Annotated in this window: 15 protein-coding genes and 2 pseudogenes; 5 read left to right on the forward strand and 12 right to left on the reverse strand. The window is 67.6% G+C overall.

Annotated elements, in window-relative coordinates:
• Positions 1 to 310: 310 nt before the first annotated feature.
• Positions 311 to 2,902 carry a P-loop NTPase family protein gene (locus tag Vqi01_RS21065; RefSeq protein ID WP_204036549.1) on the forward strand — a complete coding sequence of 864 codons (2,592 nt, stop codon included), beginning with the start codon at positions 311 to 313 and terminating at the stop codon, positions 2,900 to 2,902.
• Between the two features lie 203 nt (positions 2,903 to 3,105).
• Here the strand turns inward: Vqi01_RS21065 and Vqi01_RS21070 are convergent, their stop codons facing one another.
• Entirely contained in the window at positions 3,106 to 3,570 is a 465-nt protein-coding gene (locus Vqi01_RS21070; protein WP_204036550.1) for a hypothetical protein, read from the reverse strand.
• Between the two features lie 64 nt (positions 3,571 to 3,634).
• On the reverse strand, positions 3,635 to 4,165 hold the full coding sequence (locus tag Vqi01_RS21075; RefSeq protein ID WP_204036551.1) for a hypothetical protein: 531 nt from the start codon (positions 4,163 to 4,165) through the stop codon (positions 3,635 to 3,637).
• 206 nt (positions 4,166 to 4,371) lie between these two features.
• Between Vqi01_RS21075 and Vqi01_RS21080 the strand changes: the two genes are divergently transcribed.
• Both Vqi01_RS21080 and Vqi01_RS21085 read left to right on the forward strand, forming a co-directional pair.
• Complete coding sequence (locus Vqi01_RS21080; RefSeq protein WP_204036552.1) at positions 4,372 to 5,367, forward strand: hypothetical protein; 996 nt, start codon at positions 4,372 to 4,374, stop codon at positions 5,365 to 5,367.
• Between the two features lie 69 nt (positions 5,368 to 5,436).
• Positions 5,437 to 6,187: pseudogene (locus Vqi01_RS21085) on the forward strand (transposase family protein).
• Positions 6,188 to 6,230: 43 nt separating this feature from the next.
• On the opposite strand, the pseudogene Vqi01_RS21090 reads toward Vqi01_RS21085, so the two are convergent.
• The 3 genes and pseudogenes from Vqi01_RS21090 to Vqi01_RS21100 all read right to left on the reverse strand — a co-directional run bounded on the left by Vqi01_RS21090 (position 6,231) and on the right by Vqi01_RS21100 (position 9,938).
• Positions 6,231 to 6,867 (reverse strand): annotated as a pseudogene (locus Vqi01_RS21090) (class I SAM-dependent DNA methyltransferase).
• 192 nt (positions 6,868 to 7,059) lie between these two features.
• A complete protein-coding gene (locus Vqi01_RS21095; RefSeq protein ID WP_204036553.1) occupies positions 7,060 to 9,366 on the reverse strand; it encodes a tetratricopeptide repeat protein in 2,307 nt (768 codons plus the stop codon).
• A gap of 128 nt (positions 9,367 to 9,494) precedes the next feature.
• Entirely contained in the window at positions 9,495 to 9,938 is a 444-nt protein-coding gene (locus tag Vqi01_RS21100; RefSeq protein ID WP_204036554.1) for a hypothetical protein, read from the reverse strand.
• A gap of 310 nt (positions 9,939 to 10,248) precedes the next feature.
• Between Vqi01_RS21100 and Vqi01_RS21105 the strand changes: the two genes are divergently transcribed.
• The gene (locus Vqi01_RS21105; RefSeq protein WP_204036555.1) at positions 10,249 to 10,554 is read left to right on the forward strand and encodes a hypothetical protein; all 306 of its coding nucleotides are present in this window, start codon (positions 10,249 to 10,251) and stop codon (positions 10,552 to 10,554) included.
• Positions 10,555 to 10,825: 271 nt separating this feature from the next.
• Here Vqi01_RS21105 and Vqi01_RS21110 read toward each other — a convergent pair whose 3' ends face one another.
• The 7 genes from Vqi01_RS21110 to Vqi01_RS21140 form a co-directional block, all read right to left on the reverse strand.
• Complete coding sequence (locus tag Vqi01_RS21110; RefSeq protein ID WP_204036556.1) at positions 10,826 to 11,824, reverse strand: replication-relaxation family protein; 999 nt, start codon at positions 11,822 to 11,824, stop codon at positions 10,826 to 10,828.
• A gap of 132 nt (positions 11,825 to 11,956) precedes the next feature.
• A complete protein-coding gene (locus Vqi01_RS21115) occupies positions 11,957 to 14,446 on the reverse strand; it encodes a type IV secretory system conjugative DNA transfer family protein (RefSeq protein WP_239098553.1) in 2,490 nt (829 codons plus the stop codon).
• Complete coding sequence (locus Vqi01_RS21120) at positions 14,443 to 16,272, reverse strand: VirB4 family type IV secretion system protein (protein WP_239098554.1); 1,830 nt, start codon at positions 16,270 to 16,272, stop codon at positions 14,443 to 14,445. The genes Vqi01_RS21115 and Vqi01_RS21120 overlap by 4 nt, the downstream gene beginning before the upstream one ends.
• Positions 16,272 to 17,192 carry a PrgI family protein gene (locus tag Vqi01_RS21125; RefSeq protein WP_204036557.1) on the reverse strand — a complete coding sequence of 307 codons (921 nt, stop codon included), beginning with the start codon at positions 17,190 to 17,192 and terminating at the stop codon, positions 16,272 to 16,274. The genes Vqi01_RS21120 and Vqi01_RS21125 overlap by 1 nt, the downstream gene beginning before the upstream one ends.
• A 30-nt stretch (positions 17,193 to 17,222) precedes the next feature.
• Positions 17,223 to 18,818 carry a hypothetical protein gene (locus Vqi01_RS21130; protein WP_204036558.1) on the reverse strand — a complete coding sequence of 532 codons (1,596 nt, stop codon included), beginning with the start codon at positions 18,816 to 18,818 and terminating at the stop codon, positions 17,223 to 17,225.
• Positions 18,818 to 19,159, reverse strand: a complete 342-nt coding sequence (locus Vqi01_RS21135; RefSeq protein ID WP_204036559.1) for a pilin — start codon at positions 19,157 to 19,159, stop codon at positions 18,818 to 18,820. The genes Vqi01_RS21130 and Vqi01_RS21135 overlap by 1 nt, the downstream gene beginning before the upstream one ends.
• An 824-nt stretch (positions 19,160 to 19,983) precedes the next feature.
• Entirely contained in the window at positions 19,984 to 20,262 is a 279-nt protein-coding gene (locus Vqi01_RS21140) for a hypothetical protein (RefSeq protein WP_204036560.1), read from the reverse strand.
• A gap of 443 nt (positions 20,263 to 20,705) precedes the next feature.
• Here Vqi01_RS21140 and Vqi01_RS21145 point away from each other — a divergent pair, with 443 nt between their 5' ends.
• Positions 20,706 to 21,110 (forward strand): hypothetical protein, encoded by a 405-nt coding sequence (locus Vqi01_RS21145; RefSeq protein WP_204036561.1) that lies wholly within the window; start codon positions 20,706 to 20,708, stop codon positions 21,108 to 21,110.
• The last annotated feature ends 48 nt before the right edge of the window (positions 21,111 to 21,158 follow it).

Genomic DNA, 21,158 nt, shown 5'->3' on the forward strand with positions numbered 1-21,158 from the left:
GATGGGCTCCGCCGGGACGGCCATAACTGGCCCCACCATGGGCTGACTGTCGCTGCTCCCGGTTACTGAACGTAGTCGGCGTCGGCGCTCATTGAGCGGCGATTGGTCACCGACCCGTGCGTTGCCGGCGGCATGAGAGCACATTCGCTGGAGGTCACGACTGCGAGGCAGCCTTTGGCTTGCACAGACTGCGTCTGGTGGCCTCGTGTTGCGGAATAATACGTCCATGGGTTTGTTGCGGCCACCTACTAGGACCGGTGTGCGGATCGCGGGTGACAAGTATCAGTGGCTGCACGCCTGGGAGGCCTGCGTGGCTGCGCTCACCGATCGCGCGGACGGCTCGGAAAACCCCGTTACCGCGGTCGGAGTGGAGGTCGCCGGAGCCGGCAATCTGGACGATGTTGTGCGGCGCCGGCGGGAACCGCCCCACTCGTACAGCCAGATCAAATACGCGGTCGATGCGAGAACCTCCGTCGGTACCGACTACCTGCTCGAACCGAGCAGCTCCGGTGGCCCGTCTGTTCTGGGAAAGATTGCTGAGGCGTGGCGGCGGTTGACCGCGGATGGCGCTCCTGTCGAACTGGCACTGATCACTAACCGCAGTCTGGATTCGAGTGATCCGTTGGTATCTCGATGCGACGCTCGGACCATGCTGCTGATGCCCGGAGCCAGTGAGGGAGGGCCAAAATCGGCGCAAGGGATGGCCCGTCGCCGGTGGGCGGAGGCCACCGGCCTGGCCGAAGCCGAGTTGCTGGAGTTACTCAAGGTCCTCCGGTTCGATGCTGGTTACCCGGTTCCTCGACTGCACGCCGCGCTTGCAGCACAGATGCGCGCCATCGGACTACCTGCAGAGGACAAGGACATTGAAGCCGGGGCGAACTGGATCGCCTGCCAGGTCCAGGCCGGTTACACCGAGCTGGATCTGACCGCTATAGATCAGGCTGTCGCCGATCTGTGGCCCCAAAGCCGCCTGACGCTTCGAAACGATGGTCGGGCCTCCCGCTCGCCCCTTCGGCTTGACCTGCCAGAACTTGATTCTGTCGATTCTCTGCTCGCCTTCGCCAATACAGCCATCACGCGTGTTGGTCGCGACCGCGAGCTTCTGGAATTGCGATCCTTCCTGGAGTCGGAATCAGCCTTCTCGTGGTGGTTGTGGACTGGCCCCGCTGGCGCGGGCAAGAGCCGCCTGGCCCTCGAGCTCTGCCGCGCGGTGTCCGCAAACTGGCACGCGGGATTCCTGCGCGAGGACCAAGAGAGCGCCCTCGAAAATATCCGGCCAACTCGTCCCACCCTTGTCGTGGTCGACTACGCAGCGGAAAGGAGCGAATGGCTCTCCGACGCGCTCTTTCGCCTCAGCAGGCGCGCCCTGAGCGCACCCGTACGTGTGCTCATCCTGGAACGCCGTGCCGACGGCCCCTGGTGGAGTAGGGTGCAGCGTACCCACCGCATGGAGGAGTCCTTCCAGATCCAGTCCTGCAACTACGCCCTGCAGCGGGAGCTCGGCGGCTTGTCCCGCCCAGAGATCCGAAACCTAGTCAAGGTCGTCGCGGAGCGAGCCGGGGCTACGCTTTCGTCGACGAACGTCGAAGATATCGCCGACCATTTGGAGAAAATTGATCCTGCGCGCCGTCCTCTATTCGTGCTGGTTGCCACGATGGACTGGTTGGACGAAAAGGACGTCAGTACCGACCGAGACGCGGCGCTGCGACGCCTGATCGCACGTGCAGAGGGCCAGACGGCTCAAACCGCCGCCAACTCAGTGAACGCTCTACACGTGCGCAACGTACGCACTCTCGCTACGGCACTAGGCGGTATTACGGCCAACGCCTACGCCCAACTCATGCATACCCTCCACCCGCCAGTGGGACTACTGCCGGAAGTCTACAGCAACTTCCATCCGGTATCGCTTGACGATCTCTTGAACGGACTCCGGCCCGATATTCTGGGCGAGCTATATGTACTCGACCGGCTTGCCACTACAGGCGTTGAACAATTCGCATCAGGGGCACTGCTGCGCTTGGCGTGGCGAGCAGACGAAGAGGCGTATCGTGCCTTCGTCGAACGCGCTGCTGGTGACCACAAGGACCACCCCCAACTGATAGATTTGCTGGACGCAGGCGACTGGACTGCCTCGCCAGTGTCCTGCGCAAGGATGGCGGTAAATATTATTCCACTCCTCCAGCGTAGCGAGCACCCCACCCTCGATTGGATCTTCTCCCGCCTCGATTCCGCGCGCCAATCGAACCCTGTGCAGGCGCTCGAGGAAATTTCAGCGACCGCACGTTTCCGGCTTGCCAACCTCGTCCTCAACGAGGGCAGCACCGACCGCGCCAACATGCTCTACACGGACGCGCTAGCGGCCTGCAAGCCTGGCTGGGAGGTCCGCTTCAACATATTGAACAATCGCGGCATAACCTGGCTGAAGCTCGACGACCGCCGTAGCGCTATGGCAGACTTTGCCGCGGTCATCGAGACAGCGTCCGCGACGGCCGAAGTTCGCGCGTGCGCGCTTAACAACCGAGCCGACGTCTTCGACGCCGAAGGCGATATCGATTCCGCTATCGCAGACCGCACGGCCGTACTTGATTTGGCGGAGACAACGTACAACCGACGGTTCATCGCACTCGTTCGGCGAGCTCGGGCATGGTGGAAACAAGGAAACCAAGGGCGTGCCTATGAGGACATCATCTCTATCCTGGCCATGGACGACATCGCGACCGAGCAGAAGATGGCAGCACGGCTCCAGCGCGCCGAATGGTTGGCCGAAGCTGGCGCAGACTCTGATGCCATAATTGACCTCAAGATAATAATTGCATCCAGGCGGAACTTCGACGGGGTCGAGGCCCGGAGCCGACAACTCGTCACCCACCTGCAAACAGGGGACCCGTTGACCGATAGGTAAGGCCACCTGACTCTACGAACGCCGTTTGTTCAAGATCCACTGAGAGTGCGACGCCTTCAGACCTCGTCTGTCTACGCACGCTCCTGGGGTTGATCGGATGCACTGATCTCGGCATTAGCGGACGCCGAGGCCGCGGCTGGGCTCCGCAACATCCGCCACGCGATGTAAGTCGCTGGGGCAGTCAGACCAGCCCGCTAGGGGACTCACGTTGGCAGCCGGAAGCCTGTGATTTCACGTGACCGGGCAAGCCACTGTCCGGCCAGCCAGCGCGCCCCTTCTCGGGGTATCCGTGAACGGCGGCGAATCACCTTGGCCAGGCGCCGTACCACGATGTCCTCCCACCGTTCCCGGAAGTCGTCGTCGGCAACTTCGATGAGGATCTTCGGTCGGTGTGGGTCGTGCTTGAGGCGGTCACCGGGCCGGCCAGGCTGGAGGTAGATGGCTCGGCTATTGAGGGCGTTGTCGACGATGATGCCCTCCTGCTCGATGCTGAACATCAGGGCCGCGCGGACTGCGATCGGGCGCACGAAGGACAGCGACAAAGAGATCAGGTCCTCATCCCGCTCGGCCTGCCCCCAGCGGTAGGTGACGTCGCCGGGTGGTAGGTGTCTGTGCAGGCGGACTAGTTCGTCGAGTTCGGGCCGGATGGTGGTGTCGATGATGACCAACGGGACCATTCGGCCGTCAGCGGCGGGACCCGTAATCGATCCGTCCGCAATGACGGGCACGATGTCAGCGGGATCTAGCGCTCGTTTCGTCAGCCGCTTGGCCGTGCGACGTTTGATCATGACTCACCTCCCGCAGGATGGATGCGCTGACTGTGACGGCGATACCCCGGCTGTCCTGCAGGACTGCGTCGTAGCGCTGGATACCGGCACCCTGTGGGAACAGGTCGGTGGGTAACTCGAACATCAGCCATCCGGCGACCGCACCGTTGGAATCCAGTCGTACGGGTAGGTCCAGCGCCGCCACGTCGGCCGGAAGTCCATCTCCGGTGGTCCGGTGACCGACCTTGACCGTCATCGCGTGCCCGGTCGGCAAGGTGTAGGCGATGTGCAGCTCAGCGTCGACGATAGCCGCATCGCGGTCGGTGGGGTTGACTGCGAGGACCTTGATACCAACCCAGCGTGAGGCGCCCGAACGGCGCCACGACGCCGAATCAGCAAGACTGACATCCAGTCGCGCTGCCCGGCGCTCCTCTTGCTGCATTGATAACGCCAGGGCGCGCCGCGAGATGTTGCGGTTGGACAGTGCGACCAGCAACGCGTAGTGCCATGGCCGCCGACGCCACGGGTACCCACGTTGTCCAGCCGCGATCCGAGGAAACGGCCGGTAGGGCCAGAACCAGGAGCATGTGACACAGAATGCCCTACAGGACACGTCCATGGCACCGGGTGAACGGCTTAGTACTCCAACGTCACTGAATCCTCGGGCGCGACGAGCCGCGCCGTTGGATCGAGGCTGAGTGAGTGCTGAATGACTATTCGTCATTCTGGCCTCCATCGCTGTTTGGCAACGATTCTCAAGGTGACGGATCGTCACCGGCGGATGCCGCCGCACATGGAGGGATCATGGGACTATGGAGCCTGCTAGACAGCGCACCAGCCCGTCTCGCAGGACGCGGATCCGACCTGCTGCAACTCGCCGTGCTCAGCGTCACCGCCCTCGTCGCCCTGCATGGCGTCGCGGCCACATGGCTGATCTCGAACCACGTCGCGGCAACGGCACTTGTGGCCGTCCCAGCGGCCGTCGTCGCGGTGACGGTCGCCTGCTATATCAGGTACGTCCACATGCCTGCAGACTTCGTCATTGAGGAACTCAACGGCCTCCTCATCGTCACCCGGGTCAAGGGCGAGAGCGGCCGCGACTACCACCGGTACACATACAGCCGTCGACAACGTGTCCGGGCTGCCCGACACAACCTCAGACTGATCGGAATCCGATCACACTGGAGCGGGCAGAGCCGCACGGTGAAGCAGGTGACGTCGTTGTTTCCGGAGCACCGGTTGCTCGACCCTGCCCTCCCCGAGGAGGACGGGCGGGTCCACCGCTGGCTATACCTTCATGGGCCAATTGCCCGTGGCCGGCAGCTCGACGTCGGCATCATCCACGTCTTCGAGGACGTCTACGCGCCGATGAAGCCGTACTACCGCGAAAGCGGCGAGGAACGCCCGGTCCGACGGCTTTCGGTGCGGGTCCGGTTCGACCTTGACAACGCACCTGTCGAGGCATGGCAGGTCGTCTGGAAACGATCCAGGGCCGGCACAACCCGCCAAGAGGTCGCTCGCGTCGAATGCCGGCCCATCAACGATCCAAACACTGGTTCGGTGATCTACGAACTGCTCAAGAGTCGCCCGGATCCAGGATGTGCGTACGGCATCTGCTGGCGCTGGCCGGCGGGCGGGTCTCGCGAGGAAACGGCCGGGACGTTGATGGCAGTAGGACAGCAGTCGACCAAGATCTGATACCCCAACCGGGAGCCGCGCTGTGCTGTCTCACCCCGTCCGCGGTCGCGCTGTCCAGCCGCACCCCGAATGAACCACCTGGCCGACCTCATCCGCGCCGAACGCACCCGCCGCCGAAAATGGTGGCGGCCACTCGACGCGCCGGCCGGCAAGCCCTGCTCGCCCTAGCCCATCTCCGCAACGGCGACCGCATCGCCCGCATCGCCTGCGGCTTCGTGGTCAGCGTCACCACTGCCTGGCGCCACATCCGGGAAGCCATCGACCTACTCGCCGCCCACGCCGAGGACCTCAACGCCGCCATCGCGCGCATCGGTCAGCTCACGTACGCAATCCTGGCAGGCACCCTGATCCCGATCGGCCGAGTCGCCGACCAGAGGCCGTCGGACAACACAAGCGCCACGGCGTCAACGTGCAGGTCTGCGCCGACCGCACCGGACGCCTCATCTGGGCCTCTCCTGGCCCTGCCCGGTGCGGTGCACGACCTGACAGCCGCCCGCACCCATCACCCGATCGACGTTAGTGCCCAGCGCCAACGTGATGCTCTTCGCCAACGTGATGCTCTTCGCCAACAAGGCATACCAAGGAGCCGGCGGCAGCATCCGCACACCTTCAACCGCCGCCGACACTGACTGTCCCGCCGGCAGAAAACCGTCAACCGCCACCACGCCAAGATCCGGGCAGTCAGCGAACGCGCCGTGGCCACCTTCAAAGGCTGGACGATCCTGGCCAAGCTCCGCTGCTGCTTCCGACGCGCGCCACCGCGATCGTCCAGGCCAACCTCGCTCTACATCACGTCCAGACCGGCCGGAACCCACGATGAATGTCACCAGCTGCCCACGCGCTCGACGCGGCAAATCCGCGCACTACGCGTTCGCGGAGCCGGTCTTGCGGACCAGCATGTACCCGTTCGGAGGCTCTGCCTCTTCGGATGGGTGCTGCCCTGGAAAACCAGGGCGAAACCGGCGGCGGTGAAGCAGTCCTCCATCTCCCGGGCCGAGAGCCAATACCGATCGAAGTCGATGCCAAGACTGCCGACGCGGCTACCGGGGTCGTTACGATGCCCTGTCCCGTCGCCGTGCTTGAACGCCGCCATCAGGTAGCCGCCCGGCCGCACGACCCGGGCCAGCTCGGCGAACGCCCTACCCGAGCGTCCGCTGTCAGGAAGATCAACGAAGACCAGCACACCACCCCAGCCAGCGACGCGTCCCCGAACGGCAGCTCCCGCAGATCGGCGACCTCGTACCCGAAACCCGGATGCTCCCGACGCGTTACCTCCACCATCCCTGGCGACAGGCCCCGGGCCGAGAGGTACGGAAGAAGTCGCCCGGTGCCGCAGCCCACGTCCGCGATCTCCGCACCCACGGCCAAGGCCAGCTCGGCGAACAGGTCGAGCATCGCGCGCTCGACCGGCATGCTCTCCAGCGCCCCGACCAGGTTCTCCGCATACCACTCCGACAGCACGTTGTGCGCGTCCCGCAGTTCCTCGGTACTGGCGTTTATCCCCCGCTGGCCCTCCCCGTCGTCGGCCGTTGCGGCGGCGAATCTACCTCAGGACGCCGAGCTGAACACAGAAGGGAACGTTCGACTCCACCCACAGCGAAGTTGCATTGCGTAACGACCCGATCACGGCTAGAGGAGGAAGTCAACCTCGTCGGGGAAGAAGCTCTATGAAACCAGATGGCACACCAATAATCACACTTGCTCCCCGGGAGCCTCGTGAGCAGAACGCAGGGCGTTAGCAAGGTGGTCCTTGAAGGGCGCGCCACCTTTCGCAGCTTCACGGGCGATACGGCGAGCGGCGGACAGAATTCCGCGCACGCGGGCAGTGCGTGGATCGTCAGGCCCTCCGACACGGATCCGCTCGGCTAGCAGCCGTTGCAAGGCCTCGACGGGATCGTCGCTGACTATTGCCAGAATCAGCGCTAGGTTTGCTTTGTTCGTCAGCGTTTCCGGGTGGTCTGCGCCCAGCGCGCGCACCTGGTCGGCGATGAGATTTTCGTACGCTTGGGCAGCCCCGGCGAAGTCGCCGACGGAAAATCGCCCACCCGCGAGCCTCCCGCGGGTGGCGAGGGTAATGGGATGACGCGGGCCGAGTACGCGCAATTGATCCTCGAGCACCTGCTCAAAAGCTTCGGTGGCGCCTGCACGATCGCCAGCCTTGTCACGCCAGTATGCGAGGCTCTCGCGGGTGGCTAGGGTGTCGGGATGGCCGGTGCCGACCACCCTGCGGAAGTCGTCGAGTACCTGTTCCAGCGCTGTCACCGCGCCAGCCGCGTCCCCTGCATGTCCACGCCAGTTGGCGAGGCTCTGACGCGCGACCAGCGTGTGCGGGTGGTCTCGGCCGAGGACACGCACGCGGTCGGCGTAAAGCCTTGCGAAGGCATCCGCTGCCCCGGCGGGGTCACCGGCCTCACCGCGAAATCGTTGGATATTGCTGCGCGCGGTCAACGTCTCGGGGGCGTCCGCGCCAAACAGCCGCACATGGTCCGCCCATATTCGTTCGAGAGCGTCAACCGCACCGGCCGGGTCACCGGCGATGCCCTGCAGGTAGGCGAGATTGCTGCGAGTCGAAAGTGTTTGCTTGTCTGCAGGGCCGAGAATCCGCATCTGGTCGGCGAGCAGCCCTTCGTAGGCCGTGATGGCTCCGAAGACGTCACCGGTTTCGCCTTGCCAATGTGTAAGGTTGCTGCGAGTCGCGAGCGTCGCGGGGTGTTCGGCTCCGAGGATCCGTTCCTGCTCGGTCAGCACCTGGGCGAACGCCTCGGCTGCGCCGGCCGCATTCCCGGCGGAACCGATGCTGGTGATGGAAACGAAGATCAGCGGGTGCGACTCCGGTTTGAGTAGGGCGTCGCTGCCGTGCCGGCGGACCGCGGCCGCGCCTGCGCGGAGCATACCTACCAGTGCGTTGTCGCGCTCGGCATGTTCGAACGGCGGCCACGCTTCGACAAGCGCATCGGCAACGGCCCAGGAAAGATCCTCGATGTGCTCGTCTGTCAGCCCGTCTCGAATCACCCGCTGCACCAGCGCATGAACCATGACGCTGTCAGTGCCGGCGGTGACGACGCTGAGCCGGTGTAGGGTTCTAAGCCCCGAACGCACTCGGTCGGGATCGACACGTTCGCTGACATTGCGACTGAATGTCAACCAGTTGAGTGCCGCCGGGCTGGTGAACAGCGAGTTGGGGATGCCCGCCGAGTCCAGAACGCTCGCGAACTCCAGCAGCGGATTCGCCATGCCCAGCGGCCGGGAGCGGTCGGCGGCATCTATGGACAGAGCAAGGGTTGCCGCGATCGTGCGGTGGTAGTCGTCCGGGAGGTCGTGCTCTTCCGGCACTAGGTCGTCGAGACGTCGGCGCTTGTCGGCGAACAACTGCCGGTATGCCGAGCAGGTAAGCCCTTCGTCGATCATGAAAGCCGAAGCCTGGGCCAGCGCGAGTGGATGATTACCGAGGTCGGCGACGACACCGTCGAGGTCGTCGGCGAGATCGGGCTGCTCGGCCAGCCGGGCAGTGAGGTAGGCGGCCGCTTCATCGGCTGCGAAGACGCCTACCTGTATCAGACGACGGTCGACGGCGCCGACCGACGATCCGCGGAGTCGGGTGGTTACCACAGCCCGGCCTGTGGGGCAGTTCGGCGGCCAGAGCCCCTTCAGATCTGCCGCATTGCACAAGTCATCGAGCACGACGAGCCATCGGCGATCAGTAGTCGCCAGCCAGGCGTGAAAACGCGCCGCGTCCTGTCCGGTGTTGCTACCGTCGGCGCCAGGAAGTAGCAGGTCGACCGCAGCGTGGCCATAACCTGCCAAGATTGATTGCCTCGATGCTGCGGATATCCACACCAGTAGGTCGAGTTGGTTTCCGGTCATGAGCTGTTCGGCGAAGCCGATGGCCATCTGCGTCTTACCGACACCGCCCAAGCCCGACAGCAACCGCGTGCCTGACGCATTGCCGCCGCCTTGGTCGAACGAATAGGCGGCACGAGGTTGAAAGCAATCGGCCAAACGGGGCACCATGCCGACACGCAGCGGCCAGGAGACGGCGGGAGGAGCGTGAACGGTAAGCGACTCTATGGTGTTGGCCGAAACGCCATAGTTCCGAGGATCGACGGTGCTGCCGGGGATGGATGATCCTAAGCCGGCCCCGGCTGGGCTGGGGGGACGGGAAGCTGACCGTAACTGATCGTGACGGGGCCAGTGATGGTGCTCGCAGCCGTGCCGTAGTTGGCGGTGATGTGCAGGTCGCCGGTTTTTTCATGAGCAGTTAAGGAGTACCTTCCGGACGCGGCGCCGCTCGGGTCTACCAGGCATATGAGCCGCTGAGCAGCAACGAGAACCTCGCTGTCGTTGCCAGCGCCGACCGCATCGAGGTCGCCCCCGAGACGTGACAGCAACTCACTCGGCTCAAGTACCTGGGCGTCGAGGACCTGCTCGGCATCGCGGCGCGAGGAGAGCTTCCGCCGCAGCAAGTCGCGCAACGCAGCGTACGCATCCTGAACCGCGGTATCGGCGGCCCCGGTGAGTCCTGCCGCAGCCCCGCCGGCCAGCGCCGCCACAATCAACTCAATACCGGTCATAACCGTCCTCGCTTCGCCGACGTAGTCATACCCGATTGTGGCATTGAGCTTCAGGACCCCCCGCGCGCATGCGGCCGTAATGGGCTACACCGATCCGGGCAACCTCGCGTGTGGCTCTGCGAGGTGAATTTGGCTTCGGCTGGGAGACATGGGGCCAACTCTCATCCGTGAAGCCACGCGTGCCTCAACGTGAGCCAGCGTCCATGTCCAGTCGATCGCCGCTCCCTGTGGTCAAATCTTGTGGGGAGCCGACACCGCCCTCGGGAGGCCGCATGGATAGGGACCTTGGCCGATCAACTTCCTCGAAGCGATGCACGACCATCGGCGAACAGGAATCGGCGCCGTTCCCGACGTCGGCGAGTTGTTCGGGATCGAGCTGGACGCCCAGCAGCAGATGCACTGGCGATTGATCCTCGACAACCTTGCGGAAGAGGGCTTGATCAGGAACACGACCGGCATGGGGTACCCGGCGGCTACCCGACTCCCCAGCTGTGAGCGCTATGTCGAGGACATGCGGCGCCGACGCATGGCGCCTGCAGAACGACGGGTCGCCGCAGCGCTCGGCGGCGCGGAGCCGGTTGTGGGCCTGGTTGAACTGCTGTTTGGTCTGGGGTGAGTTCGCTGTTGGGGGGTCGTTTGAACGCGACGACGACGGTGTCGGCTTTGCCTTGTTAGCCGAGGTCGGCCAGGGGGCGTAGGTCGCCACGGACGGCTTTGAGGGTGTCGAGTAGGCCGGGGTGGGTGCGGGCCCGGTGAACCCATCTCGTCCGTCATAGCAGGAGCCCCTTGCTGCCGTGGGCGGTGTTCGGGCGGCGGGGCCTGCTGGAGCAGATTTGCCTACCTGGGTGATTGGCGGGCATCTGTGTGGTCTTCGCGTGTGGTGGTAGTCAGGTGAGTTCGTGTAGGGGGTCGTGTTCGGGTGTGGGTATTCCGGGGTTGAGTGGGCCGGGTTCCTCGTCGGTGGTGGGGAGGTCGGCCAGGCGCAGGCGGTGTCCGCCGTTGCCGACGAGTCGCCAGATGGGGCCGGCGGGGCCGTGGCCGTTGACGCGGTCGCGGGCGCAGGTGGCGATGGTGAGGGTGGCCAGGGCGGCGGCGATGCGGTGGTCGCGGCCGGCGGTGTCGATCAGCCTGTGGTGGAAGTGGCGTTCCCGTTCTCGGGTGGGCAGGGAGAACAGCAGGGTGTAGTCGGGGCCGCCGTCGATGCGGAGTCGGCGGTAGGGCTCGAGCTTGTCGCGTAGCCGTGGGTGGTGTTCGGTGCCGCGGTCGTGTTCGAGCCAGAAGCCGACGTGGTGGTGGCCGGTGGTCCAGACGCCGTGGCCGTCGGGCCGTATACGGCGGCCGAACGTGGCGGTGGTCTGCTGCTCGGACCACCAGCGGGTCAGCCGGGACTGCGGATGTGATCGGCTGTGGACGAGTAGGTCGATGAAGAACTGGTTGGTTTCGATGGTGTGGCGGCGGGTGCGGTCGGACAGGACGCGGTCGGCGGCGAGGGCGACCGCTTTCGGGGTGGGTGGGGTCTCACCGCGGGCGAGGGCGACCAGGCGGGCCGACAGTCGACCGGGTACCCAGTAGACCTGGGTGGGTTGGTTGGGGTGGGCGCGCAGCACGCGGTTGATGAAGTCCATGCGGCGCAGCGTGTAGAGGCGGTGGCCGCAGGTGATCGGTGAGTCGAAAAGCACTGCGGCGATCTGGTCGGTGGTGAGTGCGGTGTGGTCGGACAGGAGGAAGGCGATGACCCGGTCGCGTGGCTGCAGCCGGGCGGAGATGTCGGCGAGGGTCGTTGTCGTACGCCGGGCCGGTGTGCGGGGGTGAGGGGGCGATGGGCGGTCCCCCGGTCGGAGAGTGTCCCCCCGGGGGGACTGTCGGGATGGTTGATCATCGGGCATTCGTGGCACCTACTTGCACTGTTGGGTGTTCGAGGGTGAGTGGGGGCCGGCCGGGTCTGGACCGAGGCGTGGACCAGAGCCCGCCCGTCGCCAGGCCGGGCGGCATTCCGACCTGGCGGCAGCGGATGGGATTCATCGGCGGCGTTGGGTGTCGGCTTGGGTGGCCAGCCGCCTGGCGAGTTGCTCGATCGCGGTGCGATCGCCTGCGCCGCCGCTGGCCGCGGCGCAGGCGGCGCGGATTTGGTCGGCGGCGCCGACGACGGGGCGGGGTGGTCGGGTGCGCAGGGTGAACGCGGCGGTTTCCCGGTTGTTGACCACGAGGCGGGCGGCGGCTTGGTAGGCGTCGAGGTGGCTGAGGTCGTGTTCGGACAGTTCGGGGAACATGTGCCGGGCCATCTGGTGGGCGTCCTCGGGCGCCACGTTGAATGTGATCTTGTTGCGGGCGTTCGCGGACAGGGCCAGTTGGGTGGGGCGGGGGAGTTGGGCGAGGTCCTGGTGGGCCAGGACGAGGCTCATCCGGTAGCCGCGGGCTTCGGCGAGCATGTCGTCTACCGATCCGGGCAGGTTCAGGAAGTTGTGGCATTCGTCGATCACGACGGTGCAGTCGCGTCGTTTGTCTTCGGGGAGTTTCGCGCGGGCGGTGGCGGCCTGCCAGGCGCGGGCGAGGACGAACGAGCCCATCAGCCGGGAGGTGTCCTCCCCGAGTTGCCCCTTGGGTAGCCGGGCGAGCAGGATTCCGCCGCTGTTGAGTAGCCGCCCCATGTCGAACGATGAGCGCGGCGTGCCGAGGGTGCGGCGGGGGAAGTCCCGTAGCAGGAACGCGCGTAGGCGGGCCATGACGGGGCCGATGACCTGAGCGCGGATGGGTGGGGGCATGGATTCGTACCAGGTCCAGTAGCCGAGGAGCCCTTCCGGGTCGTCGAGGTCTTCGGTGAAGGCGAGGCGGAACTGTTTGTCGTTGAGCAGCGGGGGGACCAGGGCGAGGGTGGCGTTGGCCTTGCGCATCAGGGTCAGGCAGGCGACGCGCAGGGTGTCGTCGATGCGGGGCCCCCAGTGCCGTTGGAAGATCTTGGAGAAGATCGAGACGACGTTGTCCACGGCGAGGTCGTGGTCGGTGCCGGAGAGGGGGTTGAAGTAGCCGCCCTGGGCCTGGTCGGGGTCGATGAGCACGACTCGGTCGGCGACGTTCGGGTCGAGTCGGTCGAGGACGTCGGTGACCAGGTCGCCTTTGGGGTCGATGACGACGACGCCGCGGCGGGCGGCCACGTCGTCGAGGATCATGTTGACCAGCAGAGTGCTCTTCCCGACACCGGTGGAGCCGAGGACGTGCAAGTGTTGGCGGGCGTCGACGACAGGCAGCCCGACGGCGTGTCCGCCGATTTGCGCGTGGCCGAGCTGCTTGACGCCTCGGCCGCCGGTGGTGGGAATGTCGACCGGCATCGGCATCGGCTTGGCGCGGGCCCGCAGCAGACCGGGCACTGCCACGTCGGACGGCAGGGCGGCGACGGCGGCGAGTTCGGCGGCGCCGAGCAGGTAGCCGGTGCGTAGTGGCCGGTTCGCCAGCACCGTGGTGGAGCGGGTGAGGCGGACGCGGCGCAGCCGCTGCCGGGCGGTGTAGAGGCCGTAGGCCGAGGCGACGCCGTGGGCGAGGGTCTTCAACCGGGCCCGCAGGTTCTCCTGCGGTATCTGGCGGCGGTTGGTGTGGGCGATCCCGTAGCGGATGGAGGTTTCCCACAGCTGGCCCGAGGCCAGCTTGTCCACCGCGGCGCGGGCGTCGCGGTCTCGTTCCGGGTCACCGACCGGCGGCCGGTAGGCGGTGGCGCGGCTGCCCGCCGTGGCGCGGGTCGGGCCGGGCGTGAGGAGACCAAACAGTCCCTCCAGCCAGGCCGCAGGGTCGAGAGCACCGGGGGTGCGCTGGCCGGTGCGCAGTGCTGCCGTGCCGGCGCGCAGCCGGCGGATCTGCCGGGGTGTGGCGGGGCGGGCGAGGATCTGCACGCAGGCGTACTCGTGGTCGCGCAGCCCGGACAAGGCAGAAATCAAGGGCCGCAGCGGGTCGGTGTCGTGGTCGGTGACAATCGGATACCACGCCGGCAGGGTGGGTGTCAGGGCACCGCCCTCGGCGAGGACTCCGTTAGGGATCGGGTCTGTGGCGTCGGCGGTCGTGGTGGCGGCGCCGGGCCAGGCGCCGGCGATCGCGGCGAGGACCGGGCCGGTCGCGACGGTGCCGGGCAGCCAGATGGTGATGGTCAGCTGCCGGCCCGCCCACCGGTACTCGTAGCCGACGTGCGGGGTGCCGTAGAGCAGCCGCCGCCATCCGACCGGCCGCAGGATCTCCGCGCAGGTCGCCCACCACCTCGCGGCGCTGTCCGGCTCCACCTCCGGCGGAGGGGTGATGGTGACCTGCTGGGCGTGCCGCTGCCAGCGTCGCTGCCGCCAGATCTGCACCTGGCCGTGGGCGACGACCGCGACCACAGCTGTCGCGGCGGCGATGGCGGCGAGCCACGGTCGGGCCGCCACCCACCCGGCCGCGGTGCCGATTGTCTCGGCGGCCGGGTTGGTTGGCGTGACAGACGACGGCAGCGGCGGGGTGGGTGCCGGGGCTGGTGGGGCGAGCCAGGTCACGACTCGTCCTGCGGGTCGGCGGTGCCCGTGACGCACAGCTCATGTTCTCGGTAGGAGGACACGGCGTGGCTGGCCACCCGGTTGGCCCCCGCGAGGAGAAGTCCTTCGCCGCGTTGGGCGGACAGCAGCATTCGCGCTTCTCCGCCGGTGAGGTGGAAGCTGTCGGCGACGGCGGCGATGGCCTGTGGGGCTTGGCGCATCAGCACCTGGGTGGCGCTGTTGGCGATCACGGCCTGGCCGAGGTCGGAGCCCAGCAGGTCGGCGGCGTCCTGCGTGATCACCGACAGGCCGGCGCGGCGCTTGCGGGCCGCTTTCGCCAGCCGGTTCAGAAACCGCACACCCTCACCGTCCCGGAGCAGGGTCCAGGCTTCGTCGACGATGACCAGCCGACGCGGGTCCCCGGTCGGACCGGCGGCGGGTGGGGCGTCCACGATGCGCCAGATCGCGTCCAACGCCAGGAGCATCCCGGCGGGGCGCAGCTCGTCGGCGAGGTGGCGGGTCGACCACACCACCAGATGCCCAGCAGGGTGGGTGGTGGTGGGTCCGGCGAACAGGTGACTGAAACTGCCGGTCGTCCATGGCGACAGGCGGGCAGCGAGAGTGGCCGCCGGCGGGGAACCGTCGGCGTCCAGCGCGGCGGCCACGTCACGCAGCAGCGGAGCTGGCCGCCCCCAGGTGCCCGGGTCGTTGGTGACACCCGACCCGAGGTAGGCGGTGTTGACGGCCTGGTCGAAGGCGGCGCGTTCGGCCGGATGCATTCCACCGTCCTGCCCGGCGCCGAGCAGCACGTTGACCAGGGTGTGGGCGAACAGGGCCCGCCGGGTACGGGCGTCGGGGCGCCGGTCGTTGGCGGCGATGTCGAATGGGTTGAGCCGCACGTCCGGAGCGCCGAGGTTGATCACGGTGCCGCCGACTGCCTCGGCGAGCCGCCGGTATTCGTCCTCCGGGTCGATGACGTGGACCTGCACCCCGTCATACAGGCTCCGCAGCGTCTCCAGTTTGATCATGTAGCTTTTGCCCGCTCCGGAGCGGGCAAGCACCACACTGTTGTGGTTGTCGGCGGCCCACCGGTCGTGCCACACGATCCCGTTGGTCGCTGGGTTCAGCCCGTACAGGACGCCGGAGGCGGTGGGGGGATCGCCGGGCAGCGGTGCGGGGAGGTCGGCGGAGGCGAGGGGCATGCCGGCGGCGAGGCTGTCGCTGTCGAACACCCGCCGCATCCCGATGCTGTCGACCCCGAGCGGCAGGGTGGATGTCCACGCCGGCATCTGCCGCCAGGTCGCCGGGGCAGTGTCGAGCATGACCGACGCGGCGGTGGCCCGCACATGCGCCACCGACTCGGTCAACTCCTCCAAGCTCGTCGCGTGTACGGCGACGTAGTGCGCGACCCGGAACAGCCGACTCGCGCCTCGGGCCACCCGATCGGCCAGATCCGCGGCATCCGCAGCGGCGGCCTCGGTGTTCGGGTCGTCAAGACGGCCGTGCTCGGCATCCGAGCGCCTGGACGATTCCAGGCGGGCACGCTGGCGGCGCAGCCGGGACGCGGCCACCTGCGGATCGAGCGGTTCGATGTGGATGACGACGTCGGCCCGGCCGGGCCAGCCAGTCAACGCCGACAGCCAGCCCGCACCCACCTCCGCCGGATAGCCGTTGACCAGCAGCGTCGAGGTGTAGCCGTCACCAACCTTCAAGTAGCGCGGAGTCACCTCGACGCTGGCCGGGCCGATCAACGCGGCCAGCGCGTCGTCCTGCGACCCTGCCGACGGCGCGGCCGGCTGCGGCGTACGGGTGGGAAGCAGAGCGCGCAGCACGTTGCGAAGCTGCATCATTGCCCTCCGGTGACCGGCTCGTCCGGCAACGCCCGCTCGCCGGACAGCGGAAGGGTGTAGGGGTCGACCGCGGCGGCGAGCACGGCGGCGACCGCCGGCCCGTCCAGGACCCGGGTGGTGGCACCGACGCCCTGCAACGCGGCGGCGGCGTGCTCGGCGGCCCGCAGCACGTCGGTGTCGCGGCGGGCGCCGGTGGCGGTGTGCACGATGGTCACCGTTCGCCACAGCGGCTGCCGCTCCTCCTCCACGTCGAGGAGAAACTCGGCGTAGTCGGCGGCGGCGTCCGCCAACGCCGGATGGGGCAGCAGATCGGCGGCGTCGGCGATGCGCTGCGCATGCCCGGCCAGGTCCACCGGCTGGGTGGACACCACGATCTGCACCGGCGCGGTGAGGCTGTTCAACCAGCGGGCGTAGGCGCCGACCAGCGCCGCCTGCTCCGCCGGCGTACGCAAACCCAGGTTCACGGTGGTCACCGCGACCAGGGCGGCGCTGGTCCCGCCCAGGTCCACCACCCCGTTGGCGGCGATCGCCCGCGCGGGCAGCCGCAGCAATGCCGGCGGCGCCAGGTCTGCCTCGGCCCCGATCGCGCTCGGCGCCCACCGCGGCGCCTTCGTACCCGGGTTGGGGACCTGCCGGCGCGGGGTGCGGACTGCCCGGACCGCCGCGAGGAGCCACGCGTCCAGGCTCAGGCCGTCACGACGACCCAACGCCAGGACCGTGGCGGCGCCGAGTAGCGGGATCAAGGCGGCAAGGAGGATCGGCATCGGCACATGGCCCAGCAGGGCCCGCCACAGCAGGTACGCCACCGCGGCAGCCGCCGACAGAATGGCCACCTGCCGCGGGCTCAGCTGGTACAGCAGACGATCCGGGGCTTCGATGTCCGCGGGAATACGAGCACGAAGATCAACATCAGACATGGGAAACATCAATCCTTGGCATCGAAGGGGTCAGCCTGGCCAGCCGGTGCCGCTGCTGCCATGGCCGGCAGCCGGCCGGGGCGCAGGTCGTGGTCGTGGGGTGGCTGCGGCACGTGCTGCCGCTGAGGTGCGGGTGGTCCGGGGTCCGTAGGTGGGCACCGACGGCCACCCGGTGCCGCTGGCCGTTCGCGCGGCTGCCGGACCAGGCGCCGCCGGGCGGTCTACCGGCCACCCCGTGCCGGCAGGTGTCCGCGCGGACTCAGGGAGAGCATGGAGCACCGGCGGCACGCGAGGTCCTGATACCGACTCGGCTGGCCAGCCAGTCCCAGATGCTCGTCGAGACGCGCCGCTCGGCCAGCCGGTACCGGATTCGGTGTAGGCCCACCAGCGACGCCAGCGTGGCATCCGCTGCGGCATTGCCGTCGCCGGAGTCCGCCCCGCCGGCACCCTTCGCGCCCCGGCCCCGGGCCCTGCCCGAGATACGGCGGCTGGCTGGTCCAGTCGTATCCCGTCGAGGCCGGGCTGGGCCTCGGACGGCCGAGCAGATGTCGACGCCGCAGCAGTTCGCGGCGGACGACGCGCCACCGGGCCGGGCATCGCACCACCGCGAACCGCCGCCGGCTGCGGCAGCGGCACCCCGCCGGCACGGGCGACCAGGTTCCCGGCACGGCGCGTTCGGCCTGCGGCGGCTCCCGCCGCGGCACGACCCGCGCCACCCCACAGACCTCCAGTGAGCGCGCGTCCGAGTTGCTGGACAATGGCGACCCGGACGAACGCGCCGACCACGTTGCGGGACTGCCCGCCCGTGACGTACCGGCGCACCAGCGCCGGGATTCGCGTCACCGCGAGGAGCAGGCAGCAGACGATGAACAGGTTGAGGGTGCCCGTTGGATCGTTGGGCAGACCCAGTGCGGGCAGGTTCGCCGTGGGGCTGACGAACACCGTCAGCCCGGTGTGCAGCGCGAGGCCCTGGCCGCCGACCGTGGCGAACACGCCGAGGAAAGCCCGCCACCACAACTTCGCCGCCGGCTCGGTCCACGGCGTGCCATGGCAGGCCAGCGCCGCTGGTGCGAGACCAATGAGGATCACCAGCAGGCCCAGCCGCAGCACCCAACCGACCATGATCATGGCGGCGAGTACGGCGATGACCACGCCGATGACGAGCGTGAGCAGGGCGTTGGCCGGGTTGGTCAGCGCGTCGACGATCGTGCGACGCAACTGGTCCAGTGAGCCGTCGGTGGTGACCGGCTCACCGATGAGCGCCTGGATCAGCGCGTTGCCCAAGGCGATGAGCTCCCGGCACATCGGCATGGCGAAGTTCGCGCCGATGATGCCGATGAGCAGGCGCGGCGCGAGTTCCGCGACGCCATAGCGGGCCTGGACGCTGTCGCGGCCCATGACCACCACACCGCAGGCAACGATCGCCACCACGTAACAGGTGTTGGCGATGAACAGCGCGCGGGTGCCGATGGCCTCGACCTGCGGCAGAGCGGTCACGTCCGGCACGACGAGGAACGCCCAGGACAGCAACCTCCACAGGGCGTCGATGACGTCCGCGACGCGTGCCGCGATCCATTCCAGGATCTCGTCCAGCACGCCCGCGATGGTGAAGGGGTTCCAGGACATCAGTTCGTCCCGAGGATGCCGCGCAGGATGCTCATCAGCACCGGCGCGAGCACCGCCAAGCCGTAGCCGGTCGCGGCGCCCTTCAGCGCACCCTTGGCCTTCTCCACCTGACCGGGGTCGCCGCCGGCCATCAGGTACAGGGCACCCCCGTAGGTGAGGAACAATGTGGCGACGCCGACGAGGATGCCGACGATCCAGGCGATGAGGTTGTTGATGACGGTGTCCAGGCTGTTGACCGCCAGCAGCGACGGCGGCCCAGCTTGAGCCGCACCGGCCGTGCCGGCGACGACGGCGGCGACGATCATGATGGACAGGAACAGACGGGACAGGACACGGCGCATCTGGTCTTCACCTCCCACCCCGCCGGGCGGCGGGGCATGCGCGACAGCGGATGGGAGGCGCCGCCCGTACGGGCGGAGACCGTGGAAGCACTCTCCTTCCACACCAGGTTTCGGAATCGTGGTGAGCACGGGCCGGTAGCCGGGCCGAGTCACCACCCACACCGGGCGGCGCCCAAGACCGCTCGTAAACCCGGCTGGCGTGTCGGGGTGGATCGGTCTTGTGACCGCAAAAGGCCGCTGTTGGCCGAGATCTGCGGGGGTCTGGAACCCAACAGCGGCCAACAGCCACCCAACAGACCGAGAACCACCGCCTGCGCTACCGGCCGCGACTGCCTGAGCCCGGTCGACGCGTGCTCGCTGCTTGAGAGGGCGATTCGAGGAATTATGTCCACCGAGTGTTCGGCCAGAAGTTTGAGTCATGCTTGATGGACTGACTGGACGAGGGTGATGAACCGGGGTCGGTCAGAATCTGACGAGCGACCGGGCGCTGAGCTTGGCGCGCAGACCTTGGTGTCCTTGACGGAAGTACCGGTGTCAGGGCACGGCAGATGTCCTTCGCCCGCATGGGGCGCTGGTGGCGGCATGGAACATGGCGAGGACCTGCTGGTAGGCCGGACTGTCAATTGTCGCGCAGCGGGTGCCACCACATCGGTTTGCTGATCAGACTCAGCAAGGACTTGCGGGTGGGTGGCGAATTCGGCCAGCTCGGTCTCGGCTGCGGTGAGCTGCTCGGTGAGAGCGGCGCTCTGCTCGCGAACGCCGGCCAACGGTGAAGCCCGTGGCGGCTTCCCGCTCGGCGATCAGGTCCAGCAGCGATGGCCTGGTCACGGCCGGACGACGGCGGGCACGTCGCAGACGAGGTCCCTCAAAGCGGCGCTGCGGGCGGGGCGGACCCGGATGCCCAGCCGGTTGAGCCGGCGGGTGAGTTGCTCGACGTTGCAGGGCCGGACGGTGACCGCGCCGGGGAACATCCAGCTACCGCCGACGGATGGCTCGTCGCTGCGCTGCTCGGCGAGCTGTGCCAGCAGGTGGTCCACTGGTTCAGGCAGCACCAGCGGTGCGGCGCCGAGGGCGAGCTGCACGGTGTCGTTGCGATGATGCACGTCTTCGGCGGTCAGCCGGGAGGCCTCGCAGGCCGCCCGGGGCGCTGCCCAGCGTACTGGCGGCGGCAGGCCTGGTGACGGCGTTCCTCTCCTGGCGTTGGGCGAACTTGTCCCCGCCTTCCGGTGGCTGACCAGAAACCCGCGTGCCGCCGTCGTCGGTGGACTTCTGGCCCTGATTGGTGTGGTCACGGCATTGCTCACCAAGAGGAACGCGGAAACCGTGCCAGTCAACGCTCGATCAGTACACAGCAGTTCGCCGCCGCCCACCTGCGCCGGCTTCATTACCAGCTCATTACTTCCAGCCTGTCGGCGTACCGCCTCCCTCCGGATTCGGACGGCCGCGGTCAACCGTCCACCATCAGAACACCTCGCCCCTACCGACATAGCCGATCAAGCAGACCACGTCCACCACGCCACACCGATCAACCCTGTAGTTTCCGGCTATGGCGATCACTCCTTCGCGTCAGCGCAACGCCGTCTCCGAGGGTATGGCCCTCGGCCTGATCATGTGCGACCGCTTCACGCTGTCGTGGGACAAGGTCGCTATCGACCTTTCCTTCGAGGGCGCCTGGCGGTCGTGGGAGTACCGGCACCGCTTCTCCCAGGTCGACACCGACATCCGCCATGGCAGCGACGGCGTCCGGGTGATGACTCGTGCCGACGAGGGCAAGCACACCTTCAACTTCTACTGGGACACCAGCGGACGCGAGATTGCCATCTACCCGCGGAACGTCTGGTCGGACGGGAAGGTCGACGTCGACCAAGCGGCGGAGTGGATCGATGGTGGCGTCCCGGCCAAAGGCTGGCGGGAGCTGGCCACGGACTTCCTCCGACGCTTAGAGAAGTGACCGTCAGGTCGGCACGCCCGAATCCGTCAGTCCTTGGTGATGGAATGG

Origin of the sequence: Micromonospora qiuiae (assembly GCF_016863555.1) — a bacterium.
Classification (GTDB): Bacteria; Actinomycetota; Actinomycetes; order Mycobacteriales; family Micromonosporaceae; genus Micromonospora; species Micromonospora qiuiae.

Coding starts and splice junctions, on each gene's coding strand:
- Vqi01_RS21100 (WP_204036554.1), bottom strand. CDS start 9,938: ATGACCGGTATTGAGTTGATTGTGGCGGCGCTGGCCGGCGGGGCTGCG.
- Vqi01_RS21105 (WP_204036555.1), top strand. CDS start 10,249: ATGCACGACCATCGGCGAACAGGAATCGGCGCCGTTCCCGACGTCGGC.
- Vqi01_RS21110 (WP_204036556.1), bottom strand. CDS start 11,824: ATGCCCGATGATCAACCATCCCGACAGTCCCCCCGGGGGGACACTCTC.
- Vqi01_RS21120 (WP_239098554.1), bottom strand. CDS start 16,272: ATGCAGCTTCGCAACGTGCTGCGCGCTCTGCTTCCCACCCGTACGCCG.
- Vqi01_RS21125 (WP_204036557.1), bottom strand. CDS start 17,192: ATGTCTGATGTTGATCTTCGTGCTCGTATTCCCGCGGACATCGAAGCC.
- Vqi01_RS21130 (WP_204036558.1), bottom strand. CDS start 18,818: ATGTCCTGGAACCCCTTCACCATCGCGGGCGTGCTGGACGAGATCCTG.
- Vqi01_RS21135 (WP_204036559.1), bottom strand. CDS start 19,159: ATGCGCCGTGTCCTGTCCCGTCTGTTCCTGTCCATCATGATCGTCGCC.
- Vqi01_RS21145 (WP_204036561.1), top strand. CDS start 20,706: ATGGCGATCACTCCTTCGCGTCAGCGCAACGCCGTCTCCGAGGGTATG.